Genomic DNA, 24,792 nt, shown 5'->3' on the forward strand with positions numbered 1-24,792 from the left:
ATCTTTACATTCCTACGTTACCAGGCTCAGAACTTTTAACTTTTAACTTTTGACTTTTGACTTTGCCTACTTATACACGCCCACATTCACCCCAAACTCAACCTCATTATTAGCCAGTGGCACGACATCTATCTGATATTGTCCGCTACGCTTGACTCGCCCTTGCCAATGGAATTCATTTCTTCCCTTCAATACATTGCCATCGGGATCGCGCACGTCCAAGGTTACTGCTCCTCGCGTCACAATGACCGATAACTGCTGTCCTTCTTCCAAATTGACCAAATAGCGCTGAATTTGCTGTCTGCTGGTACGCCCTGACACCTGCGTTCTACTCTGTCCCTCGGCAAAGTTAATTGTTTCTGTTTCAGCCGTAGGAACCTCTACTGTAGGACTAGCCGGAGATGCGGCAGGTAGCGATGGTGTGGGTGAGGGTGTAACTGCACTTGCCAAACTCAAATTGAGTTGGTATTGACTTTCATCAACACCAGGCGCGGGAGTCAGTTGAACCGTGTAGATTCCGGTTGATGGTAGCGTACCTTGATAGCTCGTCACCTGGCTGGCATCGGCGATCGCTTGTTTATCTGGACCTAATACTGTAAGTAACACCCCTTCTTGTGCCAATGCCGCACTCAGTTGTTGCCCTCGTTCGGCAACAAACGTGTAGTTAACCGTAACGTTAGCTCTCAGGCTACCTGTAACGTCGCTGCTGCTACCAGGGACTAAATTAAGCGCCTGACTGTATATAACTGGCGATTGGTCGAGTGAGGGTGTTGGCGTAGCAAAGGGAGTAGGAGAATCGGGTGTGGGTGTCGGTTGGGCGCTGGGAACGACTGGCGAAGGAAAATTCTGCGGTGTGGGGGGTTGCGATCGCTGAGCATTGCGACCGAGCATAGCAGACATAATCGCCCAACCGCCAATTCCAGCTAAAACAGCGACGAGCATTAAGACTGGCACGATTAACCAAGTTTGATTCCAGCGATTTTTAGAGGTGGTAATAACTGGATTGGATTTGGTAGAGGATGCAACGAGATCGGGATTGCTAGCAACAGCCACAGTTTGTACTGTTGAAATCGGTGCGGCAGGCGACTGAGCAATTTGGGGTTCGATCGCTTGCAGCGCTTTAGCGACTTCGGCTACATTTTGGTAGCGATCGTTTGGCTTGTAACTTAACATTCGGTTTAATATCTGAGCAAATCCAGGCATAACTGTCGCCCATCGCTGCCAGTGCCAGACTAAAGTGAGATCGTCAAATAATTCCTGTGGCTCTCGACCTGTCAGCAGTACGACTACGGTTACGGCTAAGGCATAGAGGTCGCTGCTGGGATAAGCTCTGCCAGTTTGAATTTGTTCGCTGGGAGCATAACCTAGTTTACCTACTGTGGTTGCTTGAGCTGGAGTACTATTGGAGGACTGAAAGCGGGTCGCTAGCTCCTTAACGACACCAAAATCAATTAAAACGGGTTTAGCATCGCTTTCCCGTAAAATAATATTATCTGGAGAAATATCGCGATGGATAATACCACGCGCGTGAATGTGGGCGAGAACGGGTAGTAGTTGTTTGAGTAGATGGAAAACCTCTGCTTCGGAAAAAGTTTGCCCGTTAGCCTGATATTCGTCTAATAAGGTTCTATAGGTTTTCCCAGCCACATAATCCTGTACCAAAAATAAACGCCGATCTTCTTCAAAAGTGGCGCGAAACTGTGGGACTTGCGGATGTTGAATTTGATAGAGAATTGCTGCTTCACGTTGAAAGAGTTGCTGGGACTTTTCTAAGGTATAATTATCCGCCTGCGCTGGAATTAATTCTTTTAAAGCACACAACTCGTTAAACCGCCCGAGATCTTCTGCCAAATAGGTTCGTCCAAACCCCCCCTGACCTAGAACCCGATCGACACGATAGCGATTTTGCAGAACAGTACCAAGCTGAAGCGGAGGTTGTAGGGGAGGTTGATTCATAGTCTCAAGCAGGATGTCTAAAGGCAGGAATTTGATTTTGGGTTAGCAAGCGAAGGTTTTCTGCATCGATTTTGCCATTTCATTAACTATATCTGCTGCTTCCACGTTGAAGGATTGCCGATCTCTCTCCTGTTATAGCTACTACCATCTCATTTTTGACACATAACACATTGACGCATAGCACATACAAATAGGTTTCTCGGCTGGGCAGAGCTACGTGCAGAGAATTTCAGTAGTTCTACTTAAGGTTTAGCGGTAAGTTTAATCCGATCGCCATAACAGCGATCGCGGTCTTCCCAAGATTTCACTAAATTTGACTAAAAAATTGTTAAATTTTTAACTAATTTCATATATGCTTAATAATTAAATTTCTAGACATTTTTCTAGGAAACACCTGATTCTCAAATGATAAGATGGAAGCGATCGCGCTTCGAGGATTACCGTGCTACGATCGGCAACTTTGAAATTGCAACCTGCTCCGATCGCAGTTGCAGATAACAACCGACTGAGATTATTTTCTGGCTCTGCCAACGTACCTTTAGCCCAGGAAGTTGCTCGTTACCTGGGCATGGATTTGGGTCCGATGATTCGCAAGCGATTTGCTGACGGCGAATTGTATATCCAAATTCAAGAATCGATTCGCGGTTGCGATGTTTATTTATTGCAACCAACGTGCAATCCCGTCAACGATCACTTCATGGAATTAGCAATCATGATTGATGCCTGTCGGCGAGCATCGGCAAGGCAAATTACAGCGGTACTGCCTTATTATGGCTATGCTAGAGCAGACCGCAAAACGGCAGGACGGGAATCAATTACAGCGAAGTTAGTAGCTAACTTAATCACCGAATCGGGAGCTAGCCGGGTTCTGGCAATGGATTTACATTCAGCGCAGATCCAAGGATATTTTGATATTCCCTTCGATCACGTTTATGGCTCTCCAGTCATTATTGATTATTTAGCAAGTAAGCAGCTAACTGATATCGTGGTTGTTTCCCCAGATGTTGGGGGTGTGGCAAGGGCGCGGGCATTTGCCAAAAAACTCGACGATGCACCACTGGCGATTATTGACAAACGCCGTCAGGCTCATAATGTCGCTGAGGTATTGAATGTGATTGGTGATGTGGCTGGTAAGACAGCCGTGCTAGTCGATGACATGATCGATACTGGCGGGACGATCTCGGAAGGAGCGCGGTTACTGCGTCAAGAAGGGGCGCGTCAGGTGTATGCTTGTGCTACCCATGCAGTGTTTTCACCTCCGGCGGTTGAACGGTTGTCTAGCGGATTGTTTGAAGAGGTGATCGTCACGAATACGATTCCCATTCCTCAAGAAGCGCGTTTTCAACAATTAACTGTGCTTTGCGTAGCTAATTTGTTAGGAGAAACTATCTGGCGGATTCACGAAGATAGTTCTGTTAGCAGTATGTTTCGCTAAATTAAGTTTCTTTTTTGGCTTTATTTGTAAGCGGATTTTTATAGATAAAACCTGCCAGTGCGGGTTTTATTTTTTATGTCACGCAAAGACGCGAAGTGGCTTCTCGTAGGGTGAAGATCTTCTCGAAGAGTAGAGTAGAGGCAAAGAAAGCTACTAGACAAAACGAAAGCAGAAAGAGAATTAAACTTAAAAGTTTATGACAGATACTTGAAAAATTGCTCTGGCACAAGTCTTAATTCTCCCGATCTAAACCGATCGCATTCTACCCAAAGAGCGCGTTTTTTGCGTTTTTTCTCCATAAAGGTTATTTCTTCAATTTGATAAAACTTTGGATCGACGAAATCGCATTCATAAACAAATAAAATCTCATGACCTGGTTGTCCGTTAAAAGTAAATAGATTTTCTTGACAATTGAGGTATTTTATGTTTTTAATTTCTGCTTGAAGTTCCTCTTGAAATTCTCGTTGTAGAGCTTCAAGACTTGTCTCTCCAAACTCTACGCCACCACCCAAGGCGCGATAAAAAGTTTGTTGTTTTACCGGATCGTAACCTTCAGAAATAAAAACGCGATCGCCCTGACGGACAATTCCCAAAGCTAAAACTCGGATTTCTCCTGGTTTATGCATATGAAATTTTAATTCCCATCGTAAATAAATCTAGAACGATCTTCGTCATTATCTTCTACAGTCCAATCCTCATTTTCACCACCAATATATAGCCGTTCGATACTGACGTATTCTTGACTCAATTGCCGGAGAGAATTAATCAGAATATCGATCGCGATCGCGTCGCTCGTACCTAGATCGAACCAGCAGCGCGCCCAAGTTCCCTGATACTCAAATTCACCCATATTGTGCATCAGCGCCATCATGCTATCATCAGCCTGCTGCGTGTCATATTCCATGTAGCTGAGATCTAATCCTTCTTCTTGAACTTGCAAATTTTCGGCATTGAACCCACCTAATTTTCCTAAATAAAACCAGGACTGAAACACCTCCTCAACATACTGCTTTTCCATTGGGGCAGGTACGTTACTAAACTCGATCCAAAACCAGACATCAAAGGGATTAAATTCGCGAAATTGAACTTGCATTTTGATTGGGTAATGGGTAATGGGTAATGGGTAATCGGAAAGTCGTAAGCCGTAAGTGAAAAGACAATAGCCAACAACTACCAACTACCAACTACCATTATCTATTTTTGCTGCGCTACTACACTTAGTCGTTGAGCTGCCTTGCGTCTCTCTCGTTCGATTTGTTTGACTAAGTCGGGTGGGAGTTGGTCTTTTTTGGCGATCGCTAAATCGAAATTCTTCACCGATTCCTGTAACATGGCTGCACTCTTTTGCTGATTGCCATAAGTAGAAAGAATTTGTCCTTTAAGATAATACAACTCTGGGTTGCTATTACTTGCTTTCATCGCTCTATCCACAGCTTCTATGGCTTGGGGAAATTTTTTCAAATCTCGATAGCCAACCGCTACACCCCTTTCGGATAAATACTTAGGTCCGGCAAACCTTTGCAAGCGCCCTATTGCTTGTTCTGGGTTGGAAAAGGGCAGATTGACAGATACCATTAAGTCCATGTATCCCCGCAGCAAGTTTAATTCGGGGTCTGTAGAGGAGATCGCTTCAGCTTTGTCCATGTACTCGTAGACTTGCCTTAATTCTGCCAAAGCCTGCGGCGTTCCCTTCACTGTCCCTTCTCGAAACAAAGCAGATGCACCCAATAAAAAATGACCGACTGCTGAGTATAAGTTACCGCGCAACGGGTCTGTTGATGTTAGTTGGCGAGCCGTGTCTAATGTCTTTTTGCCATAGTTGCCTAAAGAATTGTAGTCCTCGTTGAGGACGTAAGCAAGGGAAGCTCTCATGGCATACGCTAAAGGCTCTTGCTGCTCGTTACCTGAAATTGCCTTGAGATAGCGATCTGCTGAAATGTAATCTCCCTGCTCGAACATGGCTCTGAAAGCGGCTTCAGTTTTTTCGCCAATCGGTCTTTGATTCGTAGCGCGAAAGGGATCTTGAGCCAGAGTCGGAGAAATGAGGTAAAGAGTGAGTGTAGTTGAAAGTGCGATCGCACTAAAGATTTGCCTGATCATAGGAGTTAGGGGCTGAGACAAGGAGGACAAGGAGGACAAGGGAGAAGTCACAAGTCGCTTTCTACTGATAACTGATAACTGATAACTGAAATAGACGAATCCCCGGTAGGGAAGTTGCAGCTATCGCTCGGTATTGACATCTGTTTGCCAGAATCTAGGCAGAATTATACTTGGTATATTTAGCGCTGCCGAATGTCCGTTAATGTTTGTTGGTATATTTAACTGATGCTTTATCTGAAAAATCTGACTTATCACCCCCCAGCTAGTTCAACAGCTATTTTAAAATCGATCGACCTAGAGTTAGCACCCCAGCAGTTGGGATTGATTATTGGTCCTAGTGGTTCTGGCAAGAGTACGTTATTAGAAATCTTATCGGGGTTGGTATCGCCAACTGCGGGTAACGTCAGTTGGGGAACGCAAGAATTACAACCGGAGAATTTACAAGAGTTAGCAGGATTGGTATTTCAGTTTCCAGAGCGTCATTTCTGCGGTGGTACAATTTTAGAAGAATTACGCTTGGGACATCCCGAATTAGGTTCGGAACGAGTCAAACAAGCTTTATCAGATGTCGGTTTGGAGAATTTGCCTCTACACACACCACCACAAGTTCTCAGCGGGGGACAGCAACGCCGCTTGGCTATGTCGGTTCAGTTAATTCGCAAACCCGCACTGCTGTTATTAGACGAGCCTACGGCTGGTTTAGATTGGTCGATGCGCAGGCAGCTAGTTCATTTATTATCCCAACTTAAGCAACAACGGACGCTGTTAGTTGTAACTCACGATGCAGGAGATTTATTAGCGATCGCCGATCGCTGTTGGTCAATTCAGCACGGTGAAATTTATCCTACAGCACCGTTGGCGATCGAACCGCATCAAATAGCATGAGAATTCGGAATTCGGAATACCCCTTCGGGGAAGCAAGCTACGGAATTCAGAATTATGAGGAATAAGTTATGAAAGAACGCAGTGTTGCTGTGTTGCCGGAAATGCATGAGATTTGGCAGCAAACTTTAAATTGGCAGCCTAGTATCGCACAACAAGCGCAATTTCAGCAGCTTTATGAAGCGATCGTTCTTGGTAATCAAAAATTAAATTTGACTCGCATTACTGCACCAGAAGAGTTTTGGGAAAAGCATCTGTGGGACTCTTTGCGGGGGATTGTATCTTTATTGCCAACAAATTATGTAGGGGCGCACAGATGTCCGCCCCTACATAAGATAATCGATATTGGTACGGGGGCTGGTTTTCCTGGAATTCCTGTGGCGATCGCTTTACCTGATGCTGAAGTAACTTTACTCGATTCTACGCAGAAAAAAGTTGCTTTTCTGAATTCTTTAATGACTGAAATGAACCTGCAAAATATTCAAACTTTAGTTGGTAGGGCTGAAAATATCAACAAGCAACCCCAACAATCTAACAGTTATGACATAGCTTTAGTTAGAGCTGTGGCGGCGGCTGATATTTGTGCAAATTACGCTTTACCTTTTCTCAAAGCAGAGGGATTAGCTGTTTTATATCGAGGTAATTGGACAAAAGAAGAACAAACAACTTTAGAGGATACTGTAAAAAAGTTGAGCGGAAAAATTGAAAAAATTGAAAACTTTACCACTCCTTTAAGCCACGGTATGCGTCATTGTATTTATTTGCGTAAAATTAATTCATAATCGTTAGAAACTATAGAAACACGCGAATATAGCGATTTCCATATAGATGCAATACATCTATATGGGCGCACGGCTGTGCGCCCATACAAATACATCTACCTCATTCAAATTTTTATGCCTTCTGACTCCTGTTTTTTTGTACTGGTTGAATTGAAAGCTGCCGAAATCGGATCGATCGCTGCGATTTCCAGTTACCATACTGTGCTTCGAGTGGCAGCGGTTTAATTTCTAAATTTTCATGCTTCATGGCATATTGCAAGACATCAAAAAAGGAACTGCGATTTTGATATTTAAATGTAATAGTATTCTGTCCGGCAATTCCTTGAAACTTCAGTTGACGTTGAACGCGATCGCCAACTTGAATCGGCGCAATTCTTTCTATCTGTATGCCATCAATCTCTACAATTATATCTTGAGGGCTAATCGGATTGTCAAAACTATATGTCAACACTAAATCTTGAGGAACAGATAAATAGAAAGTCAGTTCTGTTTTTTCTCCTATTCCCCAGCGGAACTTATTCTTCTGTTTATCTTTAGTAATTCCCTCCAATCCAGTTAAATTTAAACTATAGGGCGCACTATTTTGCAGTAGATTTGTTTCAGAGCTATCTAATAAAGGTTGGAATTTTAAGCTAGCACCTAAATCCGAGTTAACTTGAAGTCGCCAATTAGTAGATTTAGGAATAAATTCTATTCTTCCCCCCGTAGGTGCTTCTGTCACCATAGTTGGCACGCCAAAACGACCGTAAAATTCTTGAGTACAGTCTTTCGTGAGTAAATCTGTATATAAATTAATTCCAGCAAAATCGTTCAGTTTATAAAAATCTGTAAAAAATGACCACTCATCAGAACGGAAACATTTTACTTGTGGAATTGACGTTTTCTTTTGCGTGTCTGGTGCGAGTAATTTATCCCAGCCTGCTGCAATATAAGGTTCTGCTTGAGATGGGTGTAAGCGTCCGAAATACTGTCCCATCACTTTTTTCTTATGGAATCGTCTTAAGGTAAAAATGCCGCTGTTATAGACATAATAAGGACAAGGACCAATTCCATTTCCGCCATGAACGCAGAAGGGAAAATCTAACACTGCTTCCCCTGGCTGCTCCTTAATATAATTCATGTAAGCGTAAAAGTTCTCATTTAGTGAAGCGGGTTGGTAGTAAGCTTTATACGAATAGGCAGTGTAAAGTTCAGTACAAGCTAGTAGAACTAATGCAACCGCTAAAAACTTTTTGCCGAAGGAACGCCAATGTTCTAAATTAATTCCTAAAGCAAAAATGCAAAAAATTACGGCATAAACTAGCGTGCTACGTCCGCTAACGCGATTAAAGCTAAACCAAGGAAAGATTTTTAAAGTTGGTAGAAAAGTGGGATGGTAGAGCAGGCAGAGTAAGAGAATAATTAGTAAGGGGACAAAGATACCAATGTGTTTCCTAGCTTGCCACAATCCTACAGTTCCTACTATTAGTAAAAACCAACCAGGACTACCATCAAAAAAAGCTTCTGTTGAGTCTAAAAAGAAGTTGGCATAATTCTGTCCTGGGTTGAGAAAAGGAAAAAATGGTATTATTAGTCGCGCTGGATTCGTCCACCAAGCACCATAAAAATCTCCCGTATCGCTTAAACTTTTAGCCGCTTTGCCAATTTGCAAAACCAAAGGTAAATATATATAACTGGCGATCGCAGTTATAGCTAATAAGATTAAACTCGTTTTGGGATGAGTAAAGAAGTCTCTTTTGTAACTTAAAAGTTGCAACCGCAGGATTTTTTTGATTTTGACTTCTTTTTTAATTAAATATCTCTGAATATTGAGGGCAATAATATAAAGTATAGAAACCGTAAAAGATGTTAATGCATAACCAGCAACATATCCCAAATCTTGACCGAGAGATAAGACGAGCAAACACACCCTAAGTAGAATCAATCGTAGAGATACGTGTTGCCTCATCACCACTCGTTTGACGATGAGAAAGTCAGCAAAAAAACTGAGAATTGTCCAGTGTAAGATTGCGTAACCGACGTGCTGAGGATATTTTGCGATCGCGTAAAAGTTAAAAAAAGCAGCAATAAAGCCAGCACCAGCAGCGCGATATAAGCCGTAGTCTTTTCGGAGTAGGAAAAAAGTAAAAACTACCGTAACTGCGATTGAAAGCAAATAATAAAACTGCAACCAAGGACCAGTTTGAAATAGAGAATAAAGTCCAGCGTAAAATAGATCTTTCTCAATTCCCCAAGGCTGAAACACGCTATTGGTTCCATAGGGATAGAAAGCTTGATTATTAGTTAAATTTAGGTGAGGTACGGGAAAAAATTAAAGTTTTTGGCAAAATAAAAACCTGTATATTCCCACAGGTCTACATATTCTTTATTGACAGTTGAATCTGGATAGCCTGGAAGTCCTGGACCAGTAAATCCGGTTAGCGGGTGGTAAAAATCTTTAATAACTAGAACGCTAAATGCTAGACAAAGGCAAATAAGAGTTACAATTTGAGTTGCGACGATCGCGAAGTGAATCGCCTTTGGCATCGTTTTATTTTTTACTTTGAAGCTATTCATTTTCAACCCTTTGCTACCAGTCAAAATACCTCAGCGATTGGGAATCGCAGCTACGCAAACAAAGCCTACCTTCGCAAGCTGGAATAGTTGTCTCGAACAGACTTAGTTTGTGTAGCCTCAGACTCGTAGTCTATCAGCTCTGTTTTTGCCATATTCCTAAAACAGATTTACCTAAAGAATATTGCAAAATTGGATCGATGTTTCTAGATAAAGGTATCATGACTTTATCCCAAAGCTGTATCTGCTGTTTTGTCGGCGTTTTACTTTTCAACACGAAACGGTTGCCTAATGAGGCAAGTAATCCGATGGAGTCGAGATAAATCAGCTGAATACAATTCAGGCTTCTGGGGATCGTGGATGCTAAACTTTGCTTGTTATAGCGTCGATAGTGTCCTATAGCTCGATCGAATGGCGTGAATAGCCACTGATGTGCGGGAGCTAGTACGACTAAGTAACCGCCATCTGATAAATGCTGCGTCACGGTCTTCACTTCTGTGCGATCGTCTTCTATATGCTCCAAAACATCCATGTAAATAATGGTATCAAAGCGATCGTTTGAAGCTAAATCTGCTGAGGTTCCCACTCTCGATTTACAACACGCTGGCACTCTGCCAACAGAAATTTTTAAATCGATCTTTTCCGTTAGAATTGGGTCTGGTTCTAAGCAAAGCCACTCTTTTTGATGACCCTTGCAGAGAAATTCAGTGGTTGCGCCTATCCCTGCACCTACTTCCAATACTCTACCTTGTAAGTATTTTTGAACTAGATTTCCATAATAGTTTTTCCAGTTATAAGCTTGAGAAAATAATTCTAATTCCGCGCCAATATAGGAGTAATCTTGCATCGACTTATTTAGACAAAACTTCTCTAGAAAATACTTCTTTCAACTTAGAAACAAAGTAATAATAGTCTTGACCAAGCATAAATCCATAACTATTCCTAGTATTTAAAATCATTAATGCAAAAACAATCGACAACATGACTGCTTGCATGAGAATCGAGCAAAGAATTCCAACTGCGATCGATGTCCAACCAGGAATTGCTAAACTGGTGAAGAGTTTAATAGATACAATTCCACCTAGAGATATTAGAATTAATAAGACAACGACCGACACAGAAATAATCAGTCTCGTACCTACTATATCTGCATAGACAGAAATCGAACTGATTCCGTGAGTTACCAAGGAAACAAAGTTCATTTTAGAGCGTCCGAACAAACGGTTGCTGCGCTTGGTAGCAATTTCAGTATATGGTATTCTCGCCCGCATAATTCCAGCGGCATAGTGATTCCAAATCTCGGAGATGACCACAATTCTAGACAAAAGTTGATATGGAATTACGCTGAAGTTTCCTACTTGAATGTGATGTCCGGTTAAGAGTTTGTAGACGAGTTTATAAACTAGATAAAAAGCTTTGAAAAGATATGTTTCCGATCGCTTAGTTCTTTTAGCGAAAATAACTTTGGCATTGCTTTCTGCTTGGCAGCAATTAATTAGTCTAGGAACATCTTGCGGATTGTCTTCGCCATCTCCATCCATAACGACAACGACTTTACAATTTAAGTTTGCTGCGATGTAAGCTAAACCAATCGCGATCGCTCGTTGATGCCCTAAGTTTCTTTTTAGTTCTAAAATATTGACTCTCTCGATGGCTTTAAAACTAAAAAATTTCAGTTCCGTGGGGGCTGGAGCGATCGAAGCATCGTCTACAATCAAGATATCTACGCGAATATCTCGGTCTAGAAAAGTTTCATCCAAACTCCAGAGCAACCTTTCCAGTGCCTCCCAATCATTAAACACTGGAATTAGCACGATCGCAGATGGAGAACGATGGAGATCGCTATCGAGCAATGTCATTTTAGTCCGAATCCTAAGCTAGACATCTTAGATGAGTAGTTGGCGATCGCGAGTACGATAGATATCCACATCGCACTGAGTTGAGTATTTGCATCAACAGCAAATTTCTGCGTTCATCTTACCACCCCTCAATGACGCAAAACTATTTTTAGGGTTCCGCGTCAGAATGGGGAGTCGGGAACGGTTAGTGGCTAGTGTCTGGTGGCTAGTGGCTTAGAACTTCTCCCTTGTCCCCCTTGTCCCCCTTCGCCCCCTAATCCCCACTCCCTTCGGTCGTGGGGAAGAGCGAGTTCCCCCTTGTCCCCCTGCTCCTTCTGCTACTGCTAATTATGCCGCTTTCGCTGCCAGTGCTAAGCGCTGATTAATTTCTTGCCAGTTGACGACATTCCACCAAGCCTTGAGATATTCGGCGCGGCGATTGCGATACTTGAGATAGTAGGCATGTTCCCACACATCATTTCCCATAATTGGATAGTTACCTTCCATTAGGGGGCTATCTTGATTTGCAGTACTGGTAACTTGAAATTTACCGTCAGGAGTGCGAACCAACCAAGCCCAACCGCTACCAAACTGTTTTTCTCCCGCTTGATTAAATTGCTGTTGAAAGTTGGCAAAGCTACCAAAGTTTTTCTTGATAACAGAGGCAATTTCTCCCGTTGGTTCTCCGCCACCTTTGGGACTCATAATTTCCCAAAACATACTATGATTGACGTGACCGCCGCCATTGTTGCGGATTGTCATGCGAATATCTTGTGGTAGGCTGTCAAGTTTTTGGATAAGTTGTTCGGCAGTTTGACCTTTTAGTTTGGGATATTTTGCGATCGCTGCATTTAAATTTTTTACATATGTTGCGTGATGTCTGTCATGGTGGATTCGCATTGTCTGCGCGTCTATATGCGGTTCTAATGCTTTGTAGTCGTAGGGCAAAGGTGGTAATTTAAAATCTCCACTAGCACTTGGAGTCTGCGCCCAAGCTAAATTGTGCGAAGTATAAGTTTCTATAGCATAAGCACCAGCAGTTCCTCCTACTAAAAACAAGAAATTACGACGCTTGATAGACATAAGTACTTACCTTTGCTGAGCTAGTCAAATTTGTTACAGCAATTTTCTGGGAATTGGTAGTTGGTAATTGGTAATTGGTGGTTGGAATTACCTTAGTTTTTAACGTCTGAACAATAAATTTTTGCTGCAACAGTTTTCATATTCTCAGGTTTAAGGTCATTGTGCCTATATTATTTCGCTAACTCTTGTACGGGCGAGTTTAGCTGAAATGTCTGTAAGTCGTAAAGTCTGCTGGGTGAAACCCGCCCCTACAATTCCATCACTCCTAATCTTGCGACAGACGCTTGACTTCTGCGCCGCTTAATAGTTTGTGTGCTTCGGCGAGGATAGCAGGAATTTTATCGGCGTGGGGGCTGTTAGCAATGCACGATCGCAAATCTAACTGCTCGATCTGCTTGGCTTGATTGCCAGGAAACCAATGACCACCATTGCCGAGGAGATTATACCGCATTTTGGCATATTCTGTGAGGTCGTAAGCGATCGCTAAGTTTCTCAACCATAGGATCGTCGAAATATTGACGTTACCTGGCGTTTCGTCATATCTGGGTAAACCTATCTGCCAAGTTTTTACCCAATCTTCCCCTAAGCTATCGCAAGCTGCTTGCTCTAATCGCGCCAAAATCGGTGGTAAAATCTCATCTGCCCGGTCTAGATACTCTAAAGTCTTGAGGTGTTCGTCAAAATCCTGCGGTTTGGCAGCCCCTAAACTGAGAGTATGCACCTGAGAATGACTCAGACAAAATAAGTCGTTGAACACCATTGGACTGAGGGGAGAACAGAGTTCTACTAACTTTTGGGGTGGCTTGTAAAGCATTCCCCCCTTGTCGGAGGGGCTAATAATAAATACACCCATATCGTGACGATTGGCGGCTGCAACTGCCTCCCAGTTGACTTGGTTGATATAGTACCAGTGGAGATTAACGTAGTCGAATTCGTTTGTGGCGATCGCCTGTGTAATAATTTCAGTTGCGCCGTGGGTAGAAAAGCCGATAAATCTTACCTTACCTTGAGCTTGCCACTGCCGTGCTAGTTCCAAACATCCACCAGGACGAATGGTCTGATGTAGGGTTTCAGCATCGTTAATGCCGTGGATACCTAGTAAATCGATGTAATCTAGGCGAAGATTGCGTAAGGACTGTTCAAATTTTTGGCGAAACTCGTTGGGATTTTGGCTGGGATTAACCTTCGTTTGGACGATTAAGCGATCGCGATCGCCTAATGGTAGAATGCGCCCTAGTTGCACTTCTGAAGTGCCGTAACCTCTGGCTGTCTCAATATGATTGATGCCTAGTTCAATTGCCCTCCGAATTGTGGCTTCTAAGTTACGCTGATTGTTCTGCGGAATCGTCCAAGCAGGGACATCTTGCCATTTGAACTGATAGCGCATACCACCACAGGAAAATACGGGCATGGGTATTTCTGTGCGTCCAAATCGTCGGTATTGCATAGACTTTAACGGGCGCACACCTGTGCGCCCCACAAATTACATTTGTCTTACCACGGGTTGACCGTCTTGCACTTCGCCAATCAGGACGAGATCGGTACAGTTGACAAAGATGCCGTTTTCCAGTACGCCAGGAATGTTGTTGAGGGTTTTTTCTAATTCGGCGGGGTTATCGATCGCATCAAACCTCACATCAACCACCATGTTACCTTGGTCGGTGATTACGGGTCCGGCTTTTTTTACGCCCATCCGTAGTTCCGGTTTACCACCTAGCTTTTCAATTGCCCGCATGACGGGTGAAATTGCCATTGGGATGACTTCTACTGGGACTGCAAATACGGAACCCAATCGGTCTACCAGCTTACCGCTATCGACAACGACGATAAATTGTTGTGCTAGATAGTCTACAACCTTTTCACGGGTATGGGCAGCACCACCACCTTTAATTAAATTTTTCTGCGGATCGACTTCATCCGCACCATCAATTGCCAAGTCAATATGGTCTATAGCGTCTAGAGTAGTGAGAGGAATGCCATATTGTTTAGATAGGACTTCGGCTTGAAATGAAGTAGGAATACCAACAATATCTTTGAGGTCGCCAGACTTGAGGCGATCGCCGATATATTGAATTGCATAGGCTGTAGTAGAACCCGTACCGAGTCCGACAATCGTACCAGACTTTACCAAGGCAGCGGCGGCTTTGCCGACTTCCTGTTTCATCGTTTTTACTGGATCTGCTGCTGCGGTCATGCTCAAATCTCAATCTCTGCCGCGATTAGTATATAGCGCTACGGGACGGAGAGAAAGAGGGAGCAGGGGGATAAGGGGGACAAGGGAGACAAGGGAGACAAGGGGGACAAGGGAGTGATAAGTGGGAAATCTGGAGGAATGAAATTTATATCTACACAAGCTAAGTTTATTAGTGCTGAGTTGAAACTCGTGAGATTTTTGAGAACCTGTGTAGGCAGGTTTTGTCTGTGTAGCGGTGACTTTAATCGCCTGTTTATGCAGGTAATTTTAGTTGGCGCGATCGCATTTTTCAGTCTACTATCGTTCGCAACTCCAGCGTTAGCAGCAAAAGATCGATTGTTTCTCGACCTCTCGTTAGAATATTTAGGAAAATATCAACTACCAACAAACCTTTCTAACGCACCAGTCACGGAATTTTCAGCAATTACTTATGACAAACGGCACGATCGCTTTTATGCTGTCTCTGGTAATGAAATCTTCACCCTCAAGTTGACTTTTAATACCGATTCTGAGGATATAAAAATTCAAGATATTGATATAGAGTCAGTACAGTCACTTATCGATCGCGACGGCAAACTATACGAACCGAAGATCTTTGTTGCTAAGGGAATTGCTTTAACACCGCAACAAACCGTATATATTTCTGGTTCTCAGATAAGTGGCGATCGCGCGCTTCCTTTTATCCGAGAATGCGATCTAAAAACTGGGCAGTTGCTGCAAAGCCTGACTCTTCCTAAACGATATATTGCTGAAAGCATACAGGAAAAAGGGCAAAACCAGAATACTCAAATTACTCAAGACGATATAACATTTGCTGCTTTAGCTTTCAATGCGACTGGTACTGTTCCAACAAGTGGAGAACCAGTAAATTTATTTACTGCTACTGAGTCAACGCTAGTACAAGACCGAGATACGCCTAATTCTAAACAGGGAAAAGCTCGGTTACTACATTACTTAATTGGCTACGGTACGCCGATGCTACTAGCAGAATATGCTTATCCTCTTGATGCCGAACTTGAGGAATTGTTATCTGTAGAAGGCGTTCATTTTCTCAGTTTAGAACTCCAGCCAGAGACAAAAACTGGAAAGATTTATCAGGTTGTGACAAGCGGCGCAACCGATACATCAAAAGTTGAGAGGCTTAAAGGTAAAATTAGAGGAGTTCGAGAAATTAAGAAAAAGCTAGTTTTAGACTTACAAGAGTTAGGAATTACTTTAGAAAATTTGTCAGGTATGACTTTCGGTTCTCGCTTATCTGATGGTACGAAAAGTTTGCTTGTCCTGAGTCATGACCAACAGGTAACTAATTTTCTGCTTTTTCGCCTGCGTTATCAATGATTTGAAACTGTCTTCAATCCTATTTATTAACGATTCATCTAAAATCAACTTGATAGTGAACTGTCTTTTGAATTTGCTCTAAAGACAAACCAAGTTCGCGCGACAATGCGACTTCGATTTGGCTAACTTCTGTGAAAGGAAACTCAAACTCTAATTTTTTCAAGGCAGAATTAGCAGTTTTCACTTTAACTTTAGAAAAGCCCTGATGATACTTAATCTCAACTCCAATTGAGAGGATGACCTTAGTTGGTTGTTCTTGGACTTGAGCGTTGGCTTGGATCGGAGTTGTGACGTAATAAGAGCGTTGTAAAATTTTATCGGCGATCGCTGCTCCACCGCTCCAAAAAGCGATCGCCAAAATCGGTAGCGGCAACCAAAATTCTAATCCCAGGGATTTGAGAGGGTAAAGCGATCGCAGTCTGCGCATCAGTTAGTCAACACAGTTCGGCTACTATTATCCATATAAGTCTATCTCGATTTAGAAACATTAACTGTAATACCCCTCAATGAACAGCGATCGGCTACTAGTAACTTTTTTTGACTTCTGACTTTTGACTTTTGACTTCTGATTTCGTGTTATCCTATGGTAATTTTACTTGTAGAAGACGATCCAGCACAGTTAGAACCCATACACGCTGCTCTTTCTCAAGCAGGACATACTGTAGATACTGCCAAAGATGGCGAGACGGCGCAATGGTTGATAACTCAGAAAGATTATGACTTGCTCATCGTAGACTGGATGTTGCCGAAAGTGAGCGGTGTAAGTTTGTGCCAGCAGTATCGGCAAACTGGTAAAACTGCCCCAGTGCTTCTCCTAACGGCAAAAGATACCATAGCAGATAAAGTCGTAGGCTTGGATGCGGGAGCAGATGATTATCTCGTTAAACCAATCGATCTGCTAGAGTTATTGGCAAGAGTCAGGGCATTAGGCAGGCGATCGCCCCAATGGCAAGGTGACACGACAATCGTTGGCGATCTTCAACTCCATCGTCCCACGCTTACCTTAGAAAGAGGAGAGGCGATCGCTCAACTTTCAGTGCGAGAATTTCAACTGATGGAATATTTCATGCGTCACCCCCGCCAAGTTCTCTCTCGCGAACAAATTGAAAGCACTTTATGGGAGTGGGGAACGGAACCAGAAAGTAATGCCGTGACTACACTAGTAAGAAGACTACGCCAGCGAATGCAAGCCGTCGGAGCCAAAGATTGGTTGGAAACTGTATATGGTATGGGATATCGATTGAATGCACCAGAATAGAGGGGTCATTTGTCATTTGTGAATGGGTAATTGGTAATTGGTAGTTAGGTGGCGAGTGGTGTGTGGTGTAGGGAATTGGTAGTTGCTAGTTGGTAGTTGGTATGCACCTGAACCCCTGCCCCTAAAGCTCCCCTGCTTCCTTGTCTCCCTTGTCTCCCTTGTCTCCCTTGTCCCCTCACTCCTCACTCCTCACCCCTCATCATGTTCAGTCGCAGTCGCCGTAACATAGCTTGTTGGTTTGCTCTATCGATGGGAAGCATCCTCGTGGTTTTTGCGGGGGTAGTTTACTACTTGGAAGTGGAAGAACAATTGCGGAATTTCGATCGCAATTTGTATAAAAAGACTAAAGCGATCGCAACGGATGCAGAGTACCAATTTTATCAGGGTCGATGGCAGTTCGATCTGGAACAACTGCCGATGCTAAGCAATAATACATTACCAATAACAGGAGATATTGCTTACGCTCGCTGGTACAACTCTAAAGGGGAATTAGTCCAATTTGTTGGTTCTCCGCCTGCACCGAAGTATCTCAAGCTAGCTCCTGGTTTTGAGACAATTCAAACTCCCACACGCTCAAAACTGCTTAAACTTTCTAGCTCTAAAACGTGGTTGCGGCAGATTACACTACCAGTTTTAAAAGCGGATTTGCTCATCGGTTATTTACAAGTGGCAACTCCAATGACTTCTATGCGCCAGAGTCTAGAGCAAACGCGCTTGTATCTTTCGCTCGGCGTACCGCTAGCTCTTAGTACAATTGGGTTGACGGGTTGGTACTTGGCAGGGCTGGCGATGAAACCAATTCGCCGTGCTTACGAGCAATTACAGCGTTTTACTGCTGATGCTTCACACGAATTACGCGCCCCTCTCGCAGCAATTTTGAGTAATGCCCAAGTGGGCTTATTAGCACCAGCAGAGGATACAAATAGTCCGCGCCAGCGTTTAGAAAATATTGTCGATCTGTCAAAATCAATGAGTACGCTGATCGGTAATTTGCTATTTTTAGCACGTCATGAAGGAGCGTTGGCTACTGAAGCGCTCAAAAGTATCGATCTCGTCAGTTTGCTGCAACGGTTGGTGAGTGAATATCAAGCACAAGCAGCAGCACAGGGGTTAGATTTTGTTGTTCAACTGCCAGAACAACCAATAAAACTCGTTGCCGAACCTGATTTATTGCAACAAGCGGTGAGAAATTTGCTGAATAATGCTTTCAAGTACACCCCCTCTGAAGGTAGAGTTTGCTTGCGAATATTTACCCAATCTTATCGAGCGATCGTCCAAATTGAAGACAATGGCATCGGCATTCCATCTGAAGATGTACCCCATATTTTTGAGCGGTTCTATCGCGTAGACACTGTGCGATCGCGGCAAACAGGTGGATTTGGTCTAGGCTTAGCGATCGCCAAACAAATTGTCGAGGCACACAAAGGCAAGATCGCCGTCCAAAGCACCCTGGGACAAGGCGCAACTTTTAAAATCGAACTGCCTTTAAGGTAATTAAGTTGTCAGTTGTAAGTAAGAAACCTCTTGCCAATGACCGATGACCAATGACCAATGACCAATGACACATTCATGTCATATTTGTGCGGCAAACTCAATTTAAAGTAATATGCAGAAGTCGCTGACTTCTAGCAACTTTTACTTGTAAATACCCGTTGAGAAATTTAGTTATACAGCAATGAGCTGTGGCTAAAAATCGACGAACTTACCATCAAGTACCTTTTTAATACAAGTACCATTAGCCAGAAGCAGTAGATATGACTGAGCTTTCTAATTGACATTAAGTCTTCACCTAAAAAATTGACGATATGGCAAATAAAGTAGCATCACCAGCGCTGAAGCCAACCCTTTCAGTGGTGGACGCAAGCGCGATCGTCGTCGGTATGGTGATTGGCGCTGGAATTTTTGAGACTCCCACTCTGGTGGCTCAGAATGCTGGTAGTCAAAGCGTTATCTTATTCGCTTGGCTGCTAGGTGGGGTTGCCTCATTGATTGGCGCTCTCTGTTATGCCGAACTGACGACAGCATATCCTCACCCAGGCGGGGATTACCACTATTTCATGCGTGCCTTTGGCACGAACGTTGCTTTTCTCTTCGCCTGGGCGCGGATGACGGTGATTCAAACTGGTTCGATTACGCTGTTTGCTTATGCGTTTGGTGACTACGCATCCCAAATCTTGCCACTAGGGAGCTATTCTTCTGCGATCTATGCAGCCCTCTGCATTGCTATTCTGACCGGATTGCATATCATGGGCGTGCAGCAGGGAAAGTGGACGCAAAACTTACTGACACTATCAACGGTATTAGGTCTGGCATTGGTCATCATTGCTGGAATGATTACTGTAGCTGGTACTACTCCCGTACCTAACGGTACACCAACCAATAACGGTGGAGCTTTCGGACTGGCAATGGTCTTCGTACTTTTAACCTACGGTGGCTGGAACGAAGCAGCCTACATTTCGGCAGAAGTGCGGGATGCCAGACACAACATGGTTAAGACGTTGCTGTTGAGTATCGCTCTGATTGCTGGACTTTACATGTTAGTCAACTTTGCTTACATCCACGGACTGGGGATTGCTGGTGTAGCAAATTCCAAAGCGGTAGCAGCCGATCTGATGCGGCGGGTGTTTGGCGAAAGTGGGGCAAGATTAATTAGCTTTATCGTGGCTGTGACTGCACTGAGTTCGATCAACGCCACAATTTTTACAGGAGCGCGGACGAACTTTGCTTTAGGACAAGACTTTCGCTCTTTCTCTTTGTTGGGGCAATGGAGCGATCGCCGTCACACACCTACCAATGCTTTACTCATACAAGGGGCGATCGCATTAGGACTCGTTCTTCTAGGAACGATCACTCACGAAGGCGAGAAAGGCTTTGAAACGATGACAGCCTACACCTCACCCGTATTTTGGTGCTTTTTTCTACTGTCGGGAATAGCATTGTTCGTCCTCCGCCAACGGGAACCCAACACGCCTCGAACTTTTCAAGTCCCTGGCTACCCAATTACTCCCTTGATTTTTTGCGCCATTTGTGCTTATTTACTTTACTCCAGTATTACCTATGCTTCCAGTCAGGCATACAGTATTGGGGCGATCGTCGGTATTAGCATGATGGTTGTGGGCGTACCTGTACTGTTTTGGGTGCGTCGCAGGCACTAGATATAAGGCAATAGAGAAAAGAAGTCGTAAGTCGTAAGTCATTTTCCCTGCTCCCTTTCTTCACTAATAACTAACAACTGATAACTGACAAGAGGAAATACAGATGCAATTACCACTAATACTCAAACCGATCGCGGTAGGTGCGATCGCCGTTAGTATGGGCATTATCGGTTGTACGCAACAGACAGGGCTGAATGCCCAGGCAGAACCTAATATTGCTCAAACAACTCAAACAGCACCACCAGCAGGACAAACCGAACAACGGGAACCTGACGTACCTTACGTGCCTACACCTCAAGAAGTTGTGGATGAAATGCTCAAACTGGCAAAAGTTCAAAAAGGAGATGTCCTCTACGATCTGGGTAGCGGTGACGGACGCATTCCTATTACTGCCGTGAGAGAATATGGCGTAAAAAGGGCTGTAGGTATAGATATCAATCCCGAGCGAATTGAAGAAGCAAACGAAAATGCCAAAAAAGCAGGCGTGAGCGATCGCGTGCAATTTCTCAATCAAGATTTGTTTAAGTCCAATTTCAATGAAGCCTCTGTCGTGACGCTGTACCTACTACCAGATATTAATGTCAAACTGCGACCCCAGTTATTCAAACAATTGAAACCTGGTACTCGGATTGTTTCCCACGATTTTGACATGGGTGAATGGAAACCCGAGCGCACAGTACAAGTACAAGGACCAAACCGGACTCACACCCTTTATTACTGGGTCGTTCCTGAAAAACCACCAGCTAATTTACAGGGGTGAGGAGTGAGGGGAATTCGGAATTCGGAATTCGCAATTAATTGCGAATGGGCGACTTGCAACTTCTCCCTTGTCTCCCTTGTCCCCCTTGTCTCCTCTTGCCAACTCCCGGACGGGCGGGTTTGGAAACCCACCTCTACCGACTCCCGACTCCCTATGAAATACGCAATACTCATAACTACTTTAGTCGCCCTACCGACGGCGAGTTTGGCGCAGTCTGGACGAGCTGGGGCAGATGTGGAAGCCTTGGTAAAACTCGGTCCTAGAGTGGCTGGTACGCCAGTTATGGCAAAGGCAAGTGACTATCTAGAGGCGGAGTACCGCAAAGCTGGCTACACAACTCAAATTCAAACTTTTACCTACTCTCGATTTGAGGATTTAGGTTCGAGTTTGATAGTAGGAAAGACCAAAACTACAGGTTTACCTCTGAGTGGATCGGTTGCAGGTAAAGTTGATGCGCCGTTAGTAGTTGTACCCAACGTCGGACGACCGGAAGATTTTGCTCGGGTTGATGTTAAAGGCGCGATCGCAGTTGTCCAAAGAGGAGAAATTCGGTTTTCCGAAAAGGTACAAAATGCCAGTACTGCGGGTGCGGTAGCCGTGGCAATTATTAATGACAGATCGGGAGAACTCGCGGCTTCTCTCGGTGGTGGAGTCAGTAAAATTCCTGTCTTGGCTTTATCTAGAGAACAAGGCTCTGCTTTACTACAAAGTTCTCAAACCGCACAGCCAGCCACTTTACACGTCAATACTCGGCAACGTCAAGTTACTGGACGTAATGTAGTAGCTCATCTACCTGGCATCGCTAGACCCCAAATACTCCTGGGCGCTCATTACGACTCCGTACCAGGTGCGCCAGGGGCGAATGACAATGCTTCTGGGACGGCTGTTGTTTTAGAAATTGCCCGCAGAATCTCTAAAACTCCCTTAGCAAACCAAACTTGGTTTGTGGCTTTTGATGGCGAAGAAGACGGGTTACATGGTTCTAAAGCTTTCGTACAAACCGCCCAACCACAGTTTATCTCTAGCCTTAAGGCAATGCTAAATTTTGATATGGTAGGCGTAAATTCTAGTCTTCGCGTGAGTGGTACACCTCAGCTCACAGCCCGAGCGAAAGCAGCGCAAAGTGGGTTGTCTACTTCTGAATCTTACAGTGGTAGCGACCATGCTTCTTTTGCAGCGGCAAAAGTTCCAGTTTTATTTTTTCACCGAGGGCGCGAACCTAACTACCACACGCCAAACGACAAGCAAGTAGACTCAAATCTACTTGATGAAACTGTCAGCGTGGGACTAGAGATTGTCGAGCAATTGCTTTGAAGTGTGGGCTGTTAATAGTTAATGGTTAATGGCAAATAACCATTAACCAATGACAAAAGACCAATCACAAATGACCAACAACAAACCTACAATGTCTCAGAATTCTGTTGTGAAAAAGTCAGTCACTTATTTATCTTTAATATTTATGGGGGCTGCGGGTAGTTTGTTAGGAACCCAGCTATTACCCAATCGACCGGAGTTAATCCCGCCATCAGTTGCTCAGCTCCCGGCTCAGGTTCCTAGCGGAAATATTAACTTTATTGCTAACGCTGTAGACCGTACTGGTGCAGCGGTCGTCCGTATTGATGCGGCACGGGCTACCCGCGCTAGACAACCTGGAGCTAGGGTAGTGCGGGGAACTGGTTCGGGCTTTATTATTGAGCCGGATGGTTTAATTTTGACAAACGCTCACGTTACTGGTGGAGCTGATACGGTCAATGTCACCCTGAAAGATGGACGCAAATTTACTGGTCGGGTCTTGGGTAGAGATGAATTGACAGATGTGGCTGTAGTGAGAATTCAAGCCAATGATTTACCTACGGTAACAGTAGGCAACTCTGACAACCTCCGACCTGGAGAGTGGGCGATCGCGATCGGCAATCCTTTAGGATTAGATAATACTGTTACTGCTGGTATCATCAGTGCTACAGGTCGTTCTAGCAGTGATGTAGGCGTTCCCGACAAGCGCGTCGGTTTCATTCAAACTGATGCAGCGATTAATCCCGGTAATTCTGGCGGACCCCTATTAAATCAACAAGGGCAAGTGGTGGGAATGAATACGGCAATTATCGGCGGCGCTCAAGGTTTGGGTTTTGCGATTCCTATCAATCGAGCGCAGCAAATCGCCGAGCAACTGGTTGCTAAAGGAAGGATCGATCGCGCCTATTTAGGGGTTCAAATGGCAACTCTCAACGATGAGATTCGAGAAACCCTAGCCCAAGAGTCAAATGGTGATGTCACTATCTCCGCCAACCAAGGGGTAGTCGTGTTAGGAGTCGAGCGCAATTCTCCTGCTGCTGCTGCGGGGATTCGTCCTGGCGACGTGATCCAGCAAATTAACGGGCAACAAGTAAAAACTGCCGATCAAGTGCAGCAAGCAGTAGAAAATAGCCAAATCGGTGTCAATATCCCGCTTGAAGTCAGTCGCAATGGCAGAAATATTCAGCTCTCGGTAAGAGCTGGTGAATTTCCTGCCAGCGCTAGCTAAAGGATGCATATTAGGTATGGGGAGCAGAGACGTTCATGCAACGTCTCTACACCTCCAAAATATTTTCCTGTCCCTTAAGTATGGATAATCTGCCCAATCCCAACTGGTGTTATCAAGTTTTAGAAATCTCCCCAACGGCGACGGCGCAAGAGATTAAAATGGCTTATCGCCAGCTGGCGCGGAAATATCACCCCGATCTCAATCCAGGCGATCGCACTGCGGAAGATCGGTTCAAACTCATCGTCCAAGCATACCGCACCTTACTCACCCTCCAATCGCAGCCATCTTCCAGCACTTCTACAAAAACTACACCACATCCAGACACCACTTCTACTTACAGTACAGGTGGCGTGCGCTTCCACGTTAAGCAACGCGACTGCACGCCTTCCTCTCCTCCCCTCTCTTCAGAAGAAAAGTTACTCAAATTGAGTACGCTCAACCAAGTCTACACTTTACTCAAGCGTCAGAATTTTCAGCAAGCAGTAGACATAGCAGAAAAGCTAGCTATCCGCTTTCCCAAAGATTCAGACGTGCAACCGTGGCTAGCTGTAGCTTACCATCGTTGGGCAAAACAGCTGATCTCGCGACAACAGTGCGATCGCGCTAGAATTTACCTCAAAAAAGCTTTGCAAGCCGATCCTCATAACCAGAAGTTATGGCGAGAAATCGATCGCGATTACAAAGCTATAGAACGCCAGTTAATGTTTTGATCCGCAAAAGCTATTGACCGGATCGATATTGGTGACTTCATTTTGTAGCCAAATTAATATCTAACTGTCACAGTCATGTCACATTCATTCACTATCTTATAAATGGCTGCAACGAGTAAATGAGTTACTCCTCACCCTATCCTCAATTCAGCGAGTAAATAGCCTCTCCATATTTTGGAGAGCTTTTTTTATGTAACTCGCACTAAGCGGTCTTCCTCTACACATCC

At 44.2% G+C, this 24,792-nt stretch carries 25 protein-coding genes; 11 read left to right on the forward strand and 14 right to left on the reverse strand.

Annotation, left to right across the window (positions count from 1 at the left end):
* Window positions 1–66: 66 nt before the first annotated feature.
* Complete coding sequence (locus CHRO_RS02520; RefSeq protein ID WP_015152604.1) at window positions 67–1,956, reverse strand: serine/threonine-protein kinase; 1,890 nt, start codon at window positions 1,954–1,956, stop codon at window positions 67–69.
* Between the two features lie 442 nt (window positions 1,957–2,398).
* Between CHRO_RS02520 and CHRO_RS02525 the strand changes: the two genes are divergently transcribed.
* Window positions 2,399–3,391, forward strand: coding sequence for a ribose-phosphate pyrophosphokinase (locus CHRO_RS02525; protein ID WP_015152605.1), 993 nt, complete (start codon window positions 2,399–2,401; stop codon window positions 3,389–3,391).
* Between the two features lie 194 nt (window positions 3,392–3,585).
* Here CHRO_RS02525 and CHRO_RS02530 read toward each other — a convergent pair whose 3' ends face one another.
* From CHRO_RS02530 to CHRO_RS02540, 3 genes are all read right to left on the reverse strand, one after another.
* Entirely contained in the window at window positions 3,586–4,017 is a 432-nt protein-coding gene (locus CHRO_RS02530) for an NUDIX hydrolase (protein ID WP_015152606.1), read from the reverse strand.
* 8 nt (window positions 4,018–4,025) lie between these two features.
* Window positions 4,026–4,484: a DUF3531 family protein gene (locus CHRO_RS02535; protein ID WP_015152607.1), complete on the reverse strand. Its 459-nt coding sequence runs from the start codon at window positions 4,482–4,484 to the stop codon at window positions 4,026–4,028.
* Between the two features lie 101 nt (window positions 4,485–4,585).
* Window positions 4,586–5,491 carry a Sll0314/Alr1548 family TPR repeat-containing protein gene (locus CHRO_RS02540; RefSeq protein WP_015152608.1) on the reverse strand — a complete coding sequence of 302 codons (906 nt, stop codon included), beginning with the start codon at window positions 5,489–5,491 and terminating at the stop codon, window positions 4,586–4,588.
* A gap of 225 nt (window positions 5,492–5,716) precedes the next feature.
* Here CHRO_RS02540 and CHRO_RS02545 point away from each other — a divergent pair, with 225 nt between their 5' ends.
* On the forward strand, window positions 5,717–6,376 hold the full coding sequence (locus tag CHRO_RS02545) for an ABC transporter ATP-binding protein (protein WP_015152609.1): 660 nt from the start codon (window positions 5,717–5,719) through the stop codon (window positions 6,374–6,376).
* A gap of 68 nt (window positions 6,377–6,444) precedes the next feature.
* A complete protein-coding gene (gene rsmG / locus CHRO_RS02550; protein WP_015152610.1) occupies window positions 6,445–7,155 on the forward strand; it encodes a 16S rRNA (guanine(527)-N(7))-methyltransferase RsmG in 711 nt (236 codons plus the stop codon).
* 112 nt (window positions 7,156–7,267) lie between these two features.
* Here the strand turns inward: rsmG and CHRO_RS02555 are convergent, their stop codons facing one another.
* The 7 genes from CHRO_RS02555 to rpiA all read right to left on the reverse strand — a co-directional run bounded on the left by CHRO_RS02555 (window position 7,268) and on the right by rpiA (window position 14,823).
* Window positions 7,268–9,400 carry a hypothetical protein gene (locus tag CHRO_RS02555; protein ID WP_015152611.1) on the reverse strand — a complete coding sequence of 711 codons (2,133 nt, stop codon included), beginning with the start codon at window positions 9,398–9,400 and terminating at the stop codon, window positions 7,268–7,270.
* Between the two features lie 44 nt (window positions 9,401–9,444).
* The gene (locus tag CHRO_RS02560; RefSeq protein WP_041462328.1) at window positions 9,445–9,681 is read right to left on the reverse strand and encodes a hypothetical protein; all 237 of its coding nucleotides are present in this window, start codon (window positions 9,679–9,681) and stop codon (window positions 9,445–9,447) included.
* A 163-nt stretch (window positions 9,682–9,844) separates the two neighbouring features.
* A complete protein-coding gene (locus tag CHRO_RS02565; protein ID WP_015152613.1) occupies window positions 9,845–10,555 on the reverse strand; it encodes a class I SAM-dependent methyltransferase in 711 nt (236 codons plus the stop codon).
* 4 nt (window positions 10,556–10,559) lie between these two features.
* Window positions 10,560–11,567 carry a glycosyltransferase gene (locus tag CHRO_RS02570; protein ID WP_015152614.1) on the reverse strand — a complete coding sequence of 336 codons (1,008 nt, stop codon included), beginning with the start codon at window positions 11,565–11,567 and terminating at the stop codon, window positions 10,560–10,562.
* A 327-nt stretch (window positions 11,568–11,894) separates the two neighbouring features.
* Window positions 11,895–12,629 (reverse strand): superoxide dismutase, encoded by a 735-nt coding sequence (locus tag CHRO_RS02575; protein WP_015152615.1) that lies wholly within the window; start codon window positions 12,627–12,629, stop codon window positions 11,895–11,897.
* 265 nt (window positions 12,630–12,894) lie between these two features.
* A complete protein-coding gene (locus CHRO_RS02580; RefSeq protein ID WP_015152616.1) occupies window positions 12,895–14,076 on the reverse strand; it encodes an aldo/keto reductase in 1,182 nt (393 codons plus the stop codon).
* A gap of 36 nt (window positions 14,077–14,112) precedes the next feature.
* Window positions 14,113–14,823 carry a ribose-5-phosphate isomerase RpiA gene (gene rpiA / locus CHRO_RS02585; RefSeq protein ID WP_015152617.1) on the reverse strand — a complete coding sequence of 237 codons (711 nt, stop codon included), beginning with the start codon at window positions 14,821–14,823 and terminating at the stop codon, window positions 14,113–14,115.
* 138 nt (window positions 14,824–14,961) lie between these two features.
* On the opposite strand from rpiA, the gene CHRO_RS02590 reads away from it, so the two are divergent.
* The gene (locus tag CHRO_RS02590; RefSeq protein ID WP_015152618.1) at window positions 14,962–16,161 is read left to right on the forward strand and encodes an esterase-like activity of phytase family protein; all 1,200 of its coding nucleotides are present in this window, start codon (window positions 14,962–14,964) and stop codon (window positions 16,159–16,161) included.
* A 34-nt stretch (window positions 16,162–16,195) separates the two neighbouring features.
* Here CHRO_RS02590 and CHRO_RS02595 read toward each other — a convergent pair whose 3' ends face one another.
* Window positions 16,196–16,588, reverse strand: coding sequence for a hypothetical protein (locus tag CHRO_RS02595; RefSeq protein WP_015152619.1), 393 nt, complete (start codon window positions 16,586–16,588; stop codon window positions 16,196–16,198).
* 156 nt (window positions 16,589–16,744) lie between these two features.
* Between CHRO_RS02595 and rppA the strand changes: the two genes are divergently transcribed.
* Window positions 16,745–17,419, forward strand: a complete 675-nt coding sequence (rppA, locus tag CHRO_RS02600; protein ID WP_015152620.1) for a two-component system response regulator RppA — start codon at window positions 16,745–16,747, stop codon at window positions 17,417–17,419.
* A 12-nt stretch (window positions 17,420–17,431) separates the two neighbouring features.
* Here the strand turns inward: rppA and CHRO_RS31515 are convergent, their stop codons facing one another.
* Window positions 17,432–17,605, reverse strand: coding sequence for a hypothetical protein (locus CHRO_RS31515; RefSeq protein ID WP_181824258.1), 174 nt, complete (start codon window positions 17,603–17,605; stop codon window positions 17,432–17,434).
* Between the two features lie 15 nt (window positions 17,606–17,620).
* Here CHRO_RS31515 and CHRO_RS02605 point away from each other — a divergent pair, with 15 nt between their 5' ends.
* The 3 genes from CHRO_RS02605 to CHRO_RS02615 all read left to right on the forward strand — a co-directional run bounded on the left by CHRO_RS02605 (window position 17,621) and on the right by CHRO_RS02615 (window position 21,334).
* On the forward strand, window positions 17,621–18,913 hold the full coding sequence (locus tag CHRO_RS02605; RefSeq protein WP_015152621.1) for a sensor histidine kinase: 1,293 nt from the start codon (window positions 17,621–17,623) through the stop codon (window positions 18,911–18,913).
* Between the two features lie 311 nt (window positions 18,914–19,224).
* Window positions 19,225–20,574 (forward strand): APC family permease, encoded by a 1,350-nt coding sequence (locus tag CHRO_RS02610; RefSeq protein WP_015152622.1) that lies wholly within the window; start codon window positions 19,225–19,227, stop codon window positions 20,572–20,574.
* 103 nt (window positions 20,575–20,677) lie between these two features.
* The gene (locus CHRO_RS02615; RefSeq protein ID WP_015152623.1) at window positions 20,678–21,334 is read left to right on the forward strand and encodes an SAM-dependent methyltransferase; all 657 of its coding nucleotides are present in this window, start codon (window positions 20,678–20,680) and stop codon (window positions 21,332–21,334) included.
* On the opposite strand, the gene CHRO_RS31520 is transcribed toward CHRO_RS02615, so the two are convergent.
* Window positions 21,289–21,507: a hypothetical protein gene (locus CHRO_RS31520; protein ID WP_127024186.1), complete on the reverse strand. Its 219-nt coding sequence runs from the start codon at window positions 21,505–21,507 to the stop codon at window positions 21,289–21,291. The genes CHRO_RS02615 and CHRO_RS31520 overlap by 46 nt on opposite strands.
* On the opposite strand from CHRO_RS31520, the gene CHRO_RS02620 reads away from it, so the two are divergent.
* From CHRO_RS02620 to CHRO_RS02630, 3 genes are read left to right on the forward strand one after another with little or no spacing between them, the layout of a single operon-like run.
* Complete coding sequence (locus tag CHRO_RS02620; RefSeq protein WP_015152624.1) at window positions 21,488–22,648, forward strand: M20/M25/M40 family metallo-hydrolase; 1,161 nt, start codon at window positions 21,488–21,490, stop codon at window positions 22,646–22,648. The genes CHRO_RS31520 and CHRO_RS02620 overlap by 20 nt on opposite strands.
* A 49-nt stretch (window positions 22,649–22,697) precedes the next feature.
* Window positions 22,698–23,855: an HhoA/HhoB/HtrA family serine endopeptidase gene (locus tag CHRO_RS02625; RefSeq protein ID WP_015152625.1), complete on the forward strand. Its 1,158-nt coding sequence runs from the start codon at window positions 22,698–22,700 to the stop codon at window positions 23,853–23,855.
* Between the two features lie 35 nt (window positions 23,856–23,890).
* Entirely contained in the window at window positions 23,891–24,565 is a 675-nt protein-coding gene (locus tag CHRO_RS02630; protein WP_015152626.1) for a J domain-containing protein, read from the forward strand.
* The last annotated feature ends 227 nt before the right edge of the window (window positions 24,566–24,792 follow it).

The organism is Chroococcidiopsis thermalis PCC 7203, assembly GCF_000317125.1.
GTDB classification, from domain to species: Bacteria; Cyanobacteriota; Cyanobacteriia; order Cyanobacteriales; family Chroococcidiopsidaceae; genus Chroococcidiopsis; species Chroococcidiopsis thermalis.

Coding starts and splice junctions, on each gene's coding strand:
- CHRO_RS31520 (WP_127024186.1), bottom strand. CDS start 21,507: ATGAGTATTGCGTATTTCATAGGGAGTCGGGAGTCGGTAGAGGTGGGT.
- CHRO_RS02580 (WP_015152616.1), bottom strand. CDS start 14,076: ATGCAATACCGACGATTTGGACGCACAGAAATACCCATGCCCGTATTT.
- CHRO_RS02595 (WP_015152619.1), bottom strand. CDS start 16,588: ATGCGCAGACTGCGATCGCTTTACCCTCTCAAATCCCTGGGATTAGAA.
- CHRO_RS02540 (WP_015152608.1), bottom strand. CDS start 5,491: ATGATCAGGCAAATCTTTAGTGCGATCGCACTTTCAACTACACTCACT.
- CHRO_RS02590 (WP_015152618.1), top strand. CDS start 14,962: ATGAAATTTATATCTACACAAGCTAAGTTTATTAGTGCTGAGTTGAAA.
- CHRO_RS02545 (WP_015152609.1), top strand. CDS start 5,717: ATGCTTTATCTGAAAAATCTGACTTATCACCCCCCAGCTAGTTCAACA.
- CHRO_RS02565 (WP_015152613.1), bottom strand. CDS start 10,555: ATGCAAGATTACTCCTATATTGGCGCGGAATTAGAATTATTTTCTCAA.
- CHRO_RS02615 (WP_015152623.1), top strand. CDS start 20,678: ATGCAATTACCACTAATACTCAAACCGATCGCGGTAGGTGCGATCGCC.
- CHRO_RS02630 (WP_015152626.1), top strand. CDS start 23,891: ATGCAACGTCTCTACACCTCCAAAATATTTTCCTGTCCCTTAAGTATG.
- CHRO_RS02610 (WP_015152622.1), top strand. CDS start 19,225: ATGGCAAATAAAGTAGCATCACCAGCGCTGAAGCCAACCCTTTCAGTG.
- CHRO_RS02570 (WP_015152614.1), bottom strand. CDS start 11,567: ATGACATTGCTCGATAGCGATCTCCATCGTTCTCCATCTGCGATCGTG.
- CHRO_RS02520 (WP_015152604.1), bottom strand. CDS start 1,956: ATGAATCAACCTCCCCTACAACCTCCGCTTCAGCTTGGTACTGTTCTG.
- CHRO_RS02605 (WP_015152621.1), top strand. CDS start 17,621: ATGTTCAGTCGCAGTCGCCGTAACATAGCTTGTTGGTTTGCTCTATCG.
- CHRO_RS02560 (WP_041462328.1), bottom strand. CDS start 9,681: ATGCCAAAGGCGATTCACTTCGCGATCGTCGCAACTCAAATTGTAACT.
- CHRO_RS02620 (WP_015152624.1), top strand. CDS start 21,488: ATGAAATACGCAATACTCATAACTACTTTAGTCGCCCTACCGACGGCG.
- rppA (WP_015152620.1), top strand. CDS start 16,745: ATGGTAATTTTACTTGTAGAAGACGATCCAGCACAGTTAGAACCCATA.
- rsmG (WP_015152610.1), top strand. CDS start 6,445: ATGAAAGAACGCAGTGTTGCTGTGTTGCCGGAAATGCATGAGATTTGG.
- CHRO_RS02535 (WP_015152607.1), bottom strand. CDS start 4,484: ATGCAAGTTCAATTTCGCGAATTTAATCCCTTTGATGTCTGGTTTTGG.
- rpiA (WP_015152617.1), bottom strand. CDS start 14,823: ATGACCGCAGCAGCAGATCCAGTAAAAACGATGAAACAGGAAGTCGGC.
- CHRO_RS02625 (WP_015152625.1), top strand. CDS start 22,698: ATGACAAAAGACCAATCACAAATGACCAACAACAAACCTACAATGTCT.
- CHRO_RS02530 (WP_015152606.1), bottom strand. CDS start 4,017: ATGCATAAACCAGGAGAAATCCGAGTTTTAGCTTTGGGAATTGTCCGT.
- CHRO_RS02575 (WP_015152615.1), bottom strand. CDS start 12,629: ATGTCTATCAAGCGTCGTAATTTCTTGTTTTTAGTAGGAGGAACTGCT.